A 12,557-nucleotide genomic window follows, 5' to 3' on the forward strand; every position below is an offset into this window, starting at 1 on the left:
TTAGCCAAATTGCCCTAAAGTGCTTTTCAACCGCGATGGCACTGACGACGCAGAGTGCGACGTAAGTGACAGGGCGAAGTCGGGCCGGAAACGGAGCCAGGGGGTTTGGTTACTTTGGCCCCATCAAAGTAACTCGCCGAGGGGCGAAAAGGTGACTTGAGCCGAACCTCAATCCACCTGACATCGCAGAACCCCTGTGTGACGCAGAGCGTCACGAACTGCATTCCCACGCTGGAGCGTGAGGAACGATAGTCAGCGTAGTGTCAGCCCTGTATTTCGGGCTCTCCAAGACGCGTATGTCCACATGAGCACTGAAAAGTGGGAACGAGCAATCACGATCAAACCCGCGCCTGCACGTTCACCCAATACCGCGTGAAGCGCTGCACGCGCACCGGGAGGGCGAGTTCGAGCATATCGAGGATGCGCTCGCTGTCGGCCAGCGGGTAGCTGCCGGAAATCAGCAGCCCTGCAACCCTCGCATCGCAATTCAGACGGCCACGGCGGTAGCGGCTCAACTCTGCGAGAAAATCCGCCAGCCTCATGCGCGACGCCACCAGCATCCCGTCCGCCCAGGCGCCACTGCCTGCGTCCAACGGGCGAACCTTGTCCCAGGCATCACGGCTGAACGTCACCTGTTGGCTGGCCTGCAGCATCAAACCGGGGCCGCTCTTGCCGGCAGGGGCTACTTCGAGGGCTCCGGCGAACACGGCCAACTGCGTGCGCCCATTCAGTTGACGCAGGTTGAAACGACTGGCGCCGGTCGAGGCCCTGACCGTGCCTTCCGCGCTCAACAGGTTCAACGGGCGCGTTTCCGCCGAGGCCGTCATGAGGATTTCGCCCTGCAGCAGTTCGATCAGGCGCTGCTGTGCATCGAAACGCACATCCACCGCGCTGGCAGTATTCAGTTGCACCTGACTACCGTCGCTCAACGCCACCTTGCGCTGTTCGCCCACGCCACTGTCGTAGTCGGCCAGCAAAGGTTGCAGGGCGATCCGCTCGCGCAGGCTCCAGCCCGCTGCCGAGCCTGCGCCGAGCAGCAACAGCAGCTTCAACGCATGCCGACGGCTGGCGGACTTCGGCGCATTGAGTGCCGCATGCGCCAGCGGCGAGGACAGTCCGCTCAGCCGTTGATTGACCCGCTGCATGTGCGCCCATGCCCGTTGATGCTCGGCGTTGCCATTGAGCCACAGCTGCCAGGCGTGCTGACGGCGGGCATCCAGCGTGCCTTCCTGCATTTCCAGCAGCCAGCCAACGGCCTGCTGTGCCACGGTGGGCGAGATGTCGGATTTGTTCAGGGACTCGTTGTTCGGATTCATAGGGCGAAATAGCAGCGCAGGGCGGCCTTGTGCAGATGGCGCTTGACCGTGGCGATGGAAATATCCAGTTCGGCAGCGATCCGGCCATGGCTCAAACCGTCCACCTGCGACAGCAGAAACGCCCGCTTGACCAGGGGCGGCAGGCCGTCCAGCAGTTTATCGAGTTCGACCAGGGTTTCGAGAATGATCGCCCGCTCTTCTTCCGAAGGCGCCACGCGCTCCGGCAGTTCGGCCAGTGCCTGATAGTAGGCGTGTTCCAGGTCCTGACGCCGGTAGTGGTTGCACAGCACGCGCTTGGCAATCGTCGTCAGAAAGGCACGCGGCTCGACGATTTGCGATGTATCGCGTGCGCCCAGCACCTTGATGAAGGTGTCCTGCGCCAGGTCCGCCGCGCTGTGCGGGCAGCCGAGTCTGCGTCGCAACCAGGTCGTCAGCCAGACGTTGTGTGCCCTGTACAGGCCTTCGACAGTGTGATTGAGAGCGGAGTGGGCGACGGGCATCACGGGGGAACAATCCACGGGGACTCATTGGTGGTGTGGATTCTGGCAGACTCTTTTGCGTATGAGAATATTTATCATTAATATTGCGGTTCATTTGTCCCGTTCAGGATCAATGGCGCATACCGCTGGCTTTCGTCGCGACCGGCCTCCCAGGTTTTCTGAATCAATGCAGACCCGCTGATGGATGTCACCACCGCAAGCCGCCCGCTGCCGGCAAACGCACGGCAAAAGCCAGAACCCGGGGCGTAACGTGTGGCGAGAGCAACTGCGGCTGGGCAGCGGTGAGTCAGCTATTGGCCTAACGCCGTTCTGTACTCACCCGGTGTCGCCCCCACGGCCTGACGAAAACGGTTGCTGAAATGGCTGGCGCTGGCGAACCCGCATGCCAGCGCGATCTCGCCCAGCGGCTTGCCGGTGCCGCGCAGTAACTGGCGCGCCTGCTCGATACGCCGCGCCAACAGATACTGGTGCGGCGGCAAACCGAAGCTTTCGCGAAACATGCGTGCGAAGTGATATTCCGACAGCGCACACAGGCCGGCCAGTTGGCCAAGGCTCAGCGGGTCGGCGAGATGCATTTCGATGAAGTCCACCAGATGCCGGCGCAGGTGCGGCGCCAGACCGCCTTTCAGGCGCAGCCCTTCGCGCAGGCCTGCCTGATTGAGCAGCGCATGGCTGACCATCTCATGCGCCAGGCTGCTGGTCAGCAGGCGCTCGCCCGGTTCTGCCCAGTTCAGGCGAATCAGCTGCCGGAAGCGGGCCGCCTGTGCGGGGTCTTCCAGAAAGGTGTTTTCCCGCAGTTGCATCTCGCGCGGCTCGCGATCCAGCAGGGTCACGCAGCCCAACGCAAACTGTTCCGGGCTGAAATACAGATGCGCCAGACGGATCTCGCCGTTCACCACCCAGGCGGACTCATGGCCGGCAGGCAAGATGCACAACTTGCCCGGCGCGCCTTTCTGGTCGGGTCTGCCGCGGCGAAAGGTCCCGGTGCCGTCCTCGATATAGCACGACAAGGTATGGTGGGTCGGTGCGTGATACTCCTGCGAGTCATGCCGATTGTTCCACAACGCCGCCACCAGCCCGTCGCCCAGCGGCGCGCTTTGCTCCAGATTGGCATTGGGTGAACTGTTCAGGGCCTGAAAGACCTGGATGGATTCAATGGCGGGCATGACGATTCCTCTAGGATTTGTATCCTACTCGCTGGCGACGTCGCTGCCAGTAACGCTTGAATCAAATGCGCAAGATTGTGCAAGCGCTGGCAGGCCGGCACGCAGCAGACTGATGGCTCATCAAGGAGCCTGCACCATGAACCTCTCGCTTTATCTGTTGACCGTGCTGATCTGGGGCACCACCTGGATCGCCCTGAAACTTCAACTCGGCGATGTCGCGATTCCGGTATCGATCGTCTATCGCTTCGCCCTGGCGGCGTTGGTGCTGTTTGCATTCCTGCTGCTGAGCAAGCGCCTGCAGCCGGTTAATCGTCGCGGCCAGTTGATTTGCCTGGCGCAGGGCGTGTGCCTGTTCTGCGTCAACTTCATGTGCTTCTACACGGCCAGCCAGTGGATACCCAGCGGCCTGATCGCGGTGGTGTTCTCGACCTCGACGCTGTGGAATGCGCTGAACGCACGGGTGTTCTTTCGCCAGAAAATCGCCAGCAATGTGCTGGCCGGTGGCGCGATGGGTCTGCTGGGGTTGGCGTGTCTGTTCTGGCCCGAACTGTCCGGGCACAGCGCCAGCCGCGAGACCCTGATCGGGCTGGGTTTGGCCCTGCTCGGCACACTGTGCTTCTCGGCCGGCAACATGCTGTCGAGCCTGCAACAAAAAGCCGGCCTGCGCCCGTTGACCACCAATGCCTGGGGCATGTTCTACGGGGCGACGATACTGGGCATGTATTGCCTGCTGAGCGGCACGCCGTTCAGCTTCGAATGGAACACGCGTTATGTAGGCTCACTGCTGTTTCTGGTGATACCCGGCTCGGTGATTGCGTTCACGGCCTACCTGACCCTGGTAGGACGCATGGGGCCGGAGCGTGCGGCTTACTGCACGGTGCTGTTCCCGGTCGTGGCGCTGAATATCTCCGCCTGGGTGGAGGGCTATCAGTGGACCCTGGCTGCCTTGCTGGGGCTGGTAGTGGTGATGGTCGGCAACGTGCTGGTGTTCAGGAAGATCAGGCCGGTTGCCGTCGTGGTCGGCGGCAAACTGGCCTGAGTCGGTGTCTATCCTGCACAGCGGCCCTGCACTGCGAGAGAGGCGGGGCCTCAGCCTTTCCACACCTGCGGGTTGACCAGATCCTGCGGTCGTTGACCGAGCAGCGCGCTGCGCAGGTTGCCGTAGGCGCGGTCGGCCATGGCCTGGCGGGTTTCGGTGGTGGCTGAGCCGATGTGCGGCAGGGTCACCGCGTTCTTCAACTGGAACAGCGGCGATTCGCTCAGCGGCTCTTTTTCGTAGACGTCCAGACCGGCACCGCGAATGGTGCCGTTCTGCAGCGCTTCGATCAGTGCGGGTTCATCGACGATCGGGCCGCGGGCGATGTTGACCAGGATGGCGCCGGGCTTCATCAGGCTCAACTCGCGACGGCCGATCAAGTGTTGGGTCTTTTCGCTCAGCGGTACGACCAGGCAGACGAAATCCGCTTCGGCCAGCAATTGATCCAGGCTGCGAAATTGTGCGCCCAGTTCCTGTTCGAGCTCGGTCTTGCGGCTGTTGCCGCTGTACAGAATCGGCATGTTGAAACCCAGACGACCACGGCGGGCAATGGCTGCGCCGATGTTGCCCATGCCAACAATACCCAGCGTCTTGCCATGCACATCGGTGCCGAAGTGCGGCGGTTCGATGCTGCGCGTCCACTGTCCGGCCTTGGTATAGGCGTCCAGTTCGGCCACTCGGCGGGCGCTGCTCATGATCAGCGAGAAGCCCAGGTCAGCGGTGCTTTCGGTCAGTACATCCGGCGTGTTGGTCAGCAGAATGCCGCGCTCGCTCAGGTACTCGACGTCGTAGTTGTCGTAGCCCACCGAGATGCTGGACACCACCTCCAGCTTCGTCGCGTTCTGCAGTTGTTCGCGACCCAGCTTGCGGCCTGCGCCGATCAGCCCGTGGGATTCAGGCAAGGCTTCTGCAAACTGCGCGTTGATATCACCCTGCTTGGGGTTGGGCACGATCACGTTGAAGTCTTGCGCCAGGCGCTCGGCCATTTCAGGAGAAACACGGCTGAAGGCGAGTACGGTTTTTTTCATTGGGCAGTCACTCTTGAGCGGTTGAATGAGTAGCACGCTAACATTCCTCCCCGCTCTTTGGCAGCCGCTTTTTGCAGTTGTACGATGTCAGAACGATGACTTGAGGGCCTGCACATGCAGATCGGCTTCATCAGCAGCGAGAATTTCCGGCAGGGAACCGCGCAGGTATTCAACCCAGGTTCTGATCTTCGCATCCAGATACTGGCGTGAAGGGTAGATGGCGTACAGGTTCAGCTCTTGCGAGCGGTAATCGGACAATACCCGCACCAGTGTGCCGTTGCGCAGCCCCTCGATCGCCGAGTAGATCGGCAGAATGCCAATCCCCATGCCGCTGGAAATCGCGGTCTTCATCGCATCCGCAGAGTTGACCAGCAGCGGCGAGCTGTTGATGGTGACCATCTCCTGGCCTTCCGGGCCGTCGAACAGCCACTTGTCCAGCGGGAACACCGGGCTCACCAGACGCAGACATGCATGATTCAGCAGGTCGGCAGGCTTGTGGGCCATGCCGAAGGTTTTCACGTACTCGGGCGACGCGCACACGATGCTGTAGGTAATGCCCAGGCGCTGAGACACAAAGCCCGAGTCGGCCAGTTCGCTGGCGAGCACGATCGACACGTCATAGCCTTCTTCCAGCAAGTCCGGCACGCGGTGGGTCATGGTCAGGTCGAACGCGACGTCCGGATGGTTGCGCCGGTAACGGGCGATGGCGTCGATCACATAATGCTGGCCGACGCCGGGCATCGAATGCACCTTGAGCTGTCCGGCCGGGCGGGCATGAGCGTCGCTGGCTTCGGCCTCGGCTTCTTCTACCGAGGCGAGAATCTGTTCGCAGCGCAACAGATAACGCTTGCCTGCTTCGGTGAGGGCAATGCGTCGGGTGGTGCGATTGAGCAGGCGCGTTTGTAAATGTGCTTCAAGGTTGGAGACCGCACGCGAGACGTTGGCGGTGGTGGTATCCAGCACGGCGGCGGCAGCAGTGAAGCTGCCCGCTTGCGCCACGCAGCTGAAGGCACGCATGTTTTGCAGGGTGTCCATGGGTACTTCTCTGAGTAGATGGCAAATTGTGACATGAAGTAACGGATGCATGTATCCAGACCAAAGGATTATCGCCGTTTCAGTAACAAAGATTCACAAATCTCCCCGCTTATCGCCGCGTCGAGTGCCGCCTAGAATCGCCGCCATTCAAGGTGTGTCACCTTCGTTCGGGAACTTGCAGCTGTGCCGCGTCGCATCATCAGAGGGCTCTGGCCCGTCGGTCTTCTGGCTTTTACGCTGGTCACCAGCGGCTGTATCGGAACGCATGGAATCAAACCTCAGGGCAGTGTTCTGCACGCTGACAGCCTGGCCACCGATCAGGCGATTCAGAGCGCTACCCTCGACGCCCATTGGCCCGCAGCGCAATGGTGGCGTGCCTACGGCGACGCGCAACTGGACAGCTGGGTCGAGATGGCGACGCTGGGCAGCCCGAGTCTGGCACTTGCCGCAGCTCGTGTGCGTCAGGCAAAGGCGATGGCACAGGTGGCCGAGTCCGCCGAGTCTGTGCAAGTGCAAGGCAACGCCAGCCTGATGCGTCACGACTGGCCCGAGGATCAGTTTTATGGCCCCGGAGCGCTGGCCGATACTCGCACCTGGGACAACAATGCGTCACTGGGCCTGAGCTACGCACTGGACCTGTGGGGACGTGAACGCAACGCCAGCGAGCAGGCCGTTGATCTGGCGCACGTGAGTGCTGCCGAGCAGCGTCAGGCGCAGCTCGAATTGCAGGAAAACGTGGTCCGCGCCTACATCCGGCTGTCCCTCGACTACGCCCGACTGGATATCGCCGAGGCGGCCCTGGCCCAGCAGCAACAGATACTCGACCTGGCGCAGCGTCGCCTCAAGGGCGGGATCGGTACGCACTTCGACGTCAGTCAGGCCCAAACCCCGCTGCCTGAGGCGCATCGGCAGATCGACGCGCTGCAAGAGGCCATCGCGTTGAGTCGCAACCAACTGGCTGCGCTGGCAGGCAAGGGACCGGGGCAGGGCGCGGCGTTGCAGCGGCCTGCGCTGTCCTTGCACACCGCACTGACATTGCCCTCGGCATTGCCCGCCGAACTGCTGGGTCAGCGACCTGACGTGGTGGCTGCGCGCTGGCAGGTGGCGGCGCAGGCACGCGGTATCGACGTTGCACATGCGGGCTTTTATCCCAATGTCGATCTGGTCGGCAGCCTGAGCTACATGGCCACGGGCGGTGGCATGCTCGAGTTTCTGACCGGCAGCAAGCTGGGTTACAAGGTCGGGCCGGCCATAAGCCTGCCGATCTTCGACGCTGGACGCTTGCGGGCCGAGCTGGGCGGGGCGTCGGCTGCTTATGATCAGGCTGTGGCGCATTACAACCAGACGCTGGTCATGGCGTTGAAAAGTGTCTCCGACCAGTTGATTCGGCGTGCCTCGATGGACAAGCAGCAGGCACTCGCCGCCGAGTCGGTGGCGTCGGCGCAAAAGACCTACGACATTGCCCTGATCGCCTGGCAGCGCGGCCTGACCGATTACCTGAATGTGCTCAATGCGCGCACGCAGTTGTTTCGCCAGCAGCAGGTTCAGCAACAGGTCGAGGCCGCGCGGCTGGAAGCCTACGCCGGGCTGGTGGTGGCGCTGGGCGGTGCCGGTGGCGGGAATGGCAATCCCAATGGTCATTTCGCACACACCGTCGCCGAGTCTGAGGGCAGGCAATGATCGCCTCGCTACAGCGCATCACCGACCTGCCGTGGCGTCGCGAATGGCACAGCTGGGCGCGCAGTGACGGGGTGACCTGGGTTTACATCTTCAAGGTGCTGCTCGCCGCATTCCTCACCTACTGGCTGGCACTGCGCCTGGAACTGCCGCAGCCGCACACGGCGATGATCACCGTGTTCATCGTCATGCAGCCACAGAGCGGACAGGTGTTCGCCAAGAGTTTTTATCGCCTGCTGGGGACGCTGGCCGGGTCGGCGATGATGGTGCTGTTGATGGCCCTGTTTGCGCAGAGTCCGCTGCCGTTTCTCGGCAGTCTCGCGCTCTGGGTCGGCCTGTGTTCGGCCGGCGCGGCGCGCTATCGCAACTTTCGCGCGTATGGCTTTGTGCTGGCCGGGTATACGGCAGCCATGGTCGGGCTGCCTGCGCTGGCGCATCCCGAAGGCTCGTTCATGTCGGCGGTGTGGCGGGTACTGGAAATCACCCTGGGCATCCTGTGCTCCACGGCCATCAGCGCGGCGGTGCTGCCGCAGAGTTCCAGCGCTGCGATGCGCAACGCGCTGTATCTGCGCTTCGGCGGGTTCGCGCGCTTCGTGGTCAACGGCCTGCGCGGTGATATCTCACGCGCCGAATTTGAAACCGGCAACGTACGCTTTGTGGCCGAGGCCATCGGTCTTGAAGGACTGCGCAGCGTCACAGTATTCGAAGACCCGCACATGCGTCGCCGCAACGGTCGACTCAACCGTTTGAACAGCGAATTCATGGCGGTCACCACGCGCTTCAATGCTCTGCACCAATTGCTCGAGCGTCTGCGCCTCGAACAGGCCGATCAGGTGTTGAAGCATATCGATCCCGGCCTTGAACACCTTGCAGAGCTGCTCGACGGGTTCGCCGACCGCGCCTTGACCAACGATGACGCGGCGCTGCTGGTCACCCGTCTGGAGTCGTGCAGGGCGCACTTTCCCGAGCGGGTCAGAAGCCTGCGCGCCGAGCTGGAGCGCACCTTGCCCAGCGACGCCGAACGACTGGACTTTCACACCTCGTTCGAGCTGCTGTACCGCTTGCTCAGCGAGTTGCTCGACTACGCACGAACCCATGCATCACTGGCCGACCACAGCCATGAGCGTGAACAGTGGAAGGGCTCGTTCGTACCGCGTACCCACTGGATGACCGCGCTGGCAGCCGGCGCCCGGGCGACCTGCGTGGTCGGTCTGATTAGTCTGTATTGGGTGCTGACGGCGTGGCCCAGCGGCGCGAGCATGGTCCTGGCCTCGGCGGCCACCGTTGCGCTGTCGTCGACCACCCACAACCCCAGACGCATGTCGCTGCAAATGGCCGGCGGTACATTGCTCGGCGCGCTATCGGGCTTTATCGAAACGTTTTTTCTGTTCCCGCACATCGACGGCTTTCCGTTGCTGTGCCTGCTGTTGGCACCGGTGTTTGTGCTCGGCGCGTACCTGGGCTCACGTCCGCAGTGGACGGGTTACGGCCTGGGGCTGCTGATCTTTTTCAGCCTGGGCTCGGTGCCGGACAACCTGACGGTCTACGACCCCTACACCTTCATCAACGATTACATCGCGATGGTCGTCGGCATGCTGATCTGTGCCGCTGCCGGGGCAATCATCCTGCCGCCCAACAGCCGCTGGATGTGGCAACGCCTGGAACAGGCCTTGCGCAATCAGGTGGTGTTTGCGATCAGCGCGCCGCTCAAGCGTCTGGGCTCAAGCTTCGAGAGCCAGACCCGCGACCTGATGCATCAGGCGTATGGCCTGGCGATCGGCAAACCGCTGGTTCAGCGCGAGTTGTTGCGCTGGATGTTCGTGGTGCTGGAAATCGGCCACGCCATTATCGAGCTGCGCCATGAACAGGCGCTGCTGCCGATTCACCCTGCCTACGCCGAGTACCAGCCCTGGCGCATCGCGCTGCGAGTCATGGGGCGCGCCTTGGTGCGGCTGTTCATTCAGCCTGATGCGGTCAATCTGCAGCGCTGCCTGTCGGCAGTCGATCAGGCCATCAAGCAGGTGCAGGAAGCTGATGAACCCTTCGCCTCGCACTTCGATACGTCGGTGCTGCGCCGGGTGAAAAGCTACCTGCACTTTATCCGCACGTCGCTGCTGGACCCGCAATCGCCGCTGGCCGCTTACAGCGTTGCGCGAACCGTTTCAGGAGTCGTCCATGCCACGTGAAATAGCCTTCCACGGCCTGTACATGCCGACCCTCACGCTGATCTTTCTGCTGGCCGTGGTTCTGGCATGGGCGCTGGATCGCCTGCTGGCCGGTTTTGACCTGTATCGGCATTTCTGGCACCCGGCCTTGCTGCGTCTGAGCCTGTTTATCTGCATCTTCGGCGCGTTGGCGCTGCCCCTTTATCGTTGACGCCTGAGTCGGGAAAAATCTCTGGATGAAAAAGTTCTTCAGTCTGTCTGCCACGTTGCTGGTGCTGGCAATCGCGCTCTGGATCGGTCGCACGCTGTGGGTCGACTACATGGATAGCCCATGGACCCGGGATGGCCGGGTGCGTGCCGATATCATCAACGTGGCCGCCGATGTGTCCGGTACCGTGGTCGACGTCCCGGTGCATGACAACCAGTGGGTAAAGCGTGGCGATCTGCTGATGCAGATCGACCCGGATCATTACCGGATCGCCGTGAAGCAGGCGCAGGCATTGCTGGCTTCACGCAAGGCGACCTGGGAGATGCGCAAACTGAATGCCAGGCGGCGTGCCGACATGGATGAACTGGTCATCTCGGCGGAAAATCGTGACGACGCGAGCAACGTAGCCACCTCGGCCCTGGCCGATTACCAGTTGGCCCAGGCGCAACTGGAGGCGGCCGAGCTCAACCTGTCACGCACGCGGGTACTGGCGGCGGTGGACGGTTACGTCACCAACCTCAATGTTCATCGCGGCGACTATGCGCGCATCGGTGAGGCGAAGATGGCCGTGGTCGACATGAACTCGTTCTGGGTCTACGGGTTTTTCGAGGAAACCAAGTTGCCGCACCTGAAAGTGGGTGATCCTGCGGACCTGCAACTGATGAGTGGCGAGGTGCTCAAGGGCCATGTCGAAAGCATTGCACGCGGCATCTACGACCGGGACAACCCGCAAAGCCGCGAACTGATCGCCGACGTGAACCCGACCTTCAACTGGGTGCGTCTGGCCCAGCGCGTGCCGGTGCGTATTCATCTGGATCAGGTACCGCAGGATGTGTTGCTGGCGGCGGGGATGACTTGCACAGTGATCGTCAGGCCGGTAGACGGCTGATACTTGAGGACGCAGAGCGTCCAGAACGGCATGCCAACGCGGAGCATTGGCACGATAGTGACAAGGCTCGACTACAGATCAGCGTTCAGCCCAAAGCGTTTTCTCAGGCCCATATCCAGCAGCCCTTTGGGCAGCAACCACGCCATCAGCGGCAGCAGACGTGAGCCGTTGCCCAGGCGCAGCAGGCGTGGCGGATGGGTGTGTTGCACAGCTTTGAGCAGATCACGAGCGAATTCGGTGACGGGGGTAGGGTTGTCCAGAGAGGCCCTGGCGCGTGCACGAATGCCTTCGCGAATCGGCCACCAGGGCGATTGTTCGCTGATCAACTGCTCGGCCTCGTGGCTGGCGTTCTGTGCGAAGCTCGACGCGATCGCACCGGGCTGAACCTCCATCACCTGGACGCCGAACGGCGCCAGCTCCAGACGCAGCGCATCACTGAGCGCATGCACCGCCGCCTTCGACGCACAGTAAGCCCCCGCGAACGGCGTGACCAGCACACCGGATACGCTGCCGATGTTCACCACCAGCCCCTTGTTGCGGCGCAGTGCCGGAAACAGCGCCCGGGTCACCCCGATGACGGAAAACACATTGGTTTCGAACTGCCGCTGCAAAGCCTGCACACCGCCGTCGAGCAGAGGACCCATCGCGCCATAGCCAGCGTTATTGATCAACACATCCAGGCCGCTGTGCTCCAGACCGGCGGCCAGTTGCTCCAGCGCCAGGCTGTCGTTGACGTCCAGTTGTACAGCGATGAAACCCGCTGCACTGAGTGCCGCGACATCGTCGGCCTTGCGCGCAGTGGCCCAGACCTCATAGCCAGTGGCCTTGAACGCGTCGGCCAGAGCACGGCCGATTCCGCTGGAACAGCCTGTAATCAAAGCGATGGGCATGTGGGATCCTTGTGGTCAGTCCGAGAAACTGCCTTGTAGATGTTCTGCGCGAAAATCCAGGGTTTGCGGGCGGTACCCGTTGCGCAGTGCCGGCACCGGCACGCAATCCTGCCACGTGCCTTTGGCCTGAAGTTCACCGGGGCCGCGATAGCGTGCGGACGCGTAGGTGTTGTCGATCAGATTCACCGAATCACCAGGCGCATAGGCCGCGATTCGCCAACGCAGTTCCTGCAGGGTGACCTGATTGGTGTTGGTGATGCTGACCTGCAACGGACGATCTGCCGGGCAGCCTTGCGGGTTGTAACTCAGGCGGATATCCAGATGCTCAAGCTGGCGCGTTTCCCGACTGTCCTGCCAGATGACGATAGCCGCCACCGCCCCGAGCGCGACCGCCGCGGCCAGCGAGACGGGCAAGGCCTTCGCCGGATAACGGAGCAGAAGGATCAGCCAGGTGAGGATTAACAGGATGCCGATCAACATGCGGCGGGTCTCCAGCAAGATGCAATGTCAGAGATACTACAGACATTGGGCAGGCGTTGACCAATGGGCAAGGCGTCGGCGCGGAGAGCGCTGCAGTCTGCACTTGTTGTGCCACTGGCATAAGTGTCAGTAGGCGCAACGGCGCCACTTATCTAGAGTGTGGGACA

General features: G+C 62.2%; 12 protein-coding genes. 5 read left to right on the forward strand and 7 right to left on the reverse strand.

The window, feature by feature from the left end:
• Nucleotides 1-338: 338 nt before the first annotated feature.
• The 3 genes from P406_RS16990 to P406_RS17000 all read right to left on the reverse strand — a co-directional run bounded on the left by P406_RS16990 (nucleotide 339) and on the right by P406_RS17000 (nucleotide 2,982).
• Nucleotides 339-1,316: a FecR domain-containing protein gene (locus tag P406_RS16990; RefSeq protein ID WP_046236809.1), complete on the reverse strand. Its 978-nt coding sequence runs from the start codon at nucleotides 1,314-1,316 to the stop codon at nucleotides 339-341.
• On the reverse strand, nucleotides 1,313-1,816 hold the full coding sequence (locus tag P406_RS16995; protein WP_046236810.1) for a sigma-70 family RNA polymerase sigma factor: 504 nt from the start codon (nucleotides 1,814-1,816) through the stop codon (nucleotides 1,313-1,315). Before P406_RS16995 ends, P406_RS16990 begins: the two co-directional genes overlap by 4 nt.
• A gap of 290 nt (nucleotides 1,817-2,106) precedes the next feature.
• Nucleotides 2,107-2,982, reverse strand: a complete 876-nt coding sequence (locus P406_RS17000; RefSeq protein WP_003408842.1) for an AraC family transcriptional regulator — start codon at nucleotides 2,980-2,982, stop codon at nucleotides 2,107-2,109.
• A 136-nt stretch (nucleotides 2,983-3,118) separates the two neighbouring features.
• On the opposite strand from P406_RS17000, the gene P406_RS17005 reads away from it, so the two are divergent.
• Nucleotides 3,119-4,021 (forward strand): DMT family transporter, encoded by a 903-nt coding sequence (locus P406_RS17005; protein WP_046236811.1) that lies wholly within the window; start codon nucleotides 3,119-3,121, stop codon nucleotides 4,019-4,021.
• A 50-nt stretch (nucleotides 4,022-4,071) separates the two neighbouring features.
• On the opposite strand, the gene P406_RS17010 is transcribed toward P406_RS17005, so the two are convergent.
• Together P406_RS17010 and P406_RS17015 are read right to left on the reverse strand one after the other, a co-directional pair.
• Nucleotides 4,072-5,046: a 2-hydroxyacid dehydrogenase gene (locus P406_RS17010; protein ID WP_003316953.1), complete on the reverse strand. Its 975-nt coding sequence runs from the start codon at nucleotides 5,044-5,046 to the stop codon at nucleotides 4,072-4,074.
• An 87-nt stretch (nucleotides 5,047-5,133) separates the two neighbouring features.
• Nucleotides 5,134-6,081, reverse strand: coding sequence for a LysR family transcriptional regulator (locus P406_RS17015; protein WP_002552240.1), 948 nt, complete (start codon nucleotides 6,079-6,081; stop codon nucleotides 5,134-5,136).
• Between the two features lie 183 nt (nucleotides 6,082-6,264).
• Between P406_RS17015 and P406_RS17020 the strand changes: the two genes are divergently transcribed.
• The 4 genes from P406_RS17020 to P406_RS17035 are packed head-to-tail and all read left to right on the forward strand — an operon-like array spanning nucleotide 6,265 to nucleotide 11,020.
• Nucleotides 6,265-7,761 (forward strand): efflux transporter outer membrane subunit, encoded by a 1,497-nt coding sequence (locus P406_RS17020; protein WP_046236812.1) that lies wholly within the window; start codon nucleotides 6,265-6,267, stop codon nucleotides 7,759-7,761.
• Nucleotides 7,758-9,944: an FUSC family protein gene (locus P406_RS17025; protein ID WP_046236813.1), complete on the forward strand. Its 2,187-nt coding sequence runs from the start codon at nucleotides 7,758-7,760 to the stop codon at nucleotides 9,942-9,944. The genes P406_RS17020 and P406_RS17025 overlap by 4 nt, the downstream gene beginning before the upstream one ends.
• The gene (locus P406_RS17030; RefSeq protein ID WP_003365425.1) at nucleotides 9,934-10,134 is read left to right on the forward strand and encodes a DUF1656 domain-containing protein; all 201 of its coding nucleotides are present in this window, start codon (nucleotides 9,934-9,936) and stop codon (nucleotides 10,132-10,134) included. Before P406_RS17025 ends, P406_RS17030 begins: the two co-directional genes overlap by 11 nt.
• Nucleotides 10,135-10,159: 25 nt before the next feature.
• A complete protein-coding gene (locus tag P406_RS17035) occupies nucleotides 10,160-11,020 on the forward strand; it encodes an efflux RND transporter periplasmic adaptor subunit (RefSeq protein ID WP_046236814.1) in 861 nt (286 codons plus the stop codon).
• Nucleotides 11,021-11,091: 71 nt separating this feature from the next.
• On the opposite strand, the gene P406_RS17040 is transcribed toward P406_RS17035, so the two are convergent.
• Nucleotides 11,092-11,910 carry an SDR family oxidoreductase gene (locus P406_RS17040; RefSeq protein ID WP_003408857.1) on the reverse strand — a complete coding sequence of 273 codons (819 nt, stop codon included), beginning with the start codon at nucleotides 11,908-11,910 and terminating at the stop codon, nucleotides 11,092-11,094.
• 15 nt (nucleotides 11,911-11,925) lie between these two features.
• Nucleotides 11,926-12,390 (reverse strand): hypothetical protein, encoded by a 465-nt coding sequence (locus P406_RS17045; protein WP_003408861.1) that lies wholly within the window; start codon nucleotides 12,388-12,390, stop codon nucleotides 11,926-11,928.
• Between the last annotated feature and the right edge of the window lie 167 nt (nucleotides 12,391-12,557).

It is taken from the genome of Pseudomonas syringae pv. coryli str. NCPPB 4273, assembly GCF_000972175.1.
GTDB classification, from domain to species: Bacteria; Pseudomonadota; Gammaproteobacteria; order Pseudomonadales; family Pseudomonadaceae; genus Aquipseudomonas; species Aquipseudomonas syringae.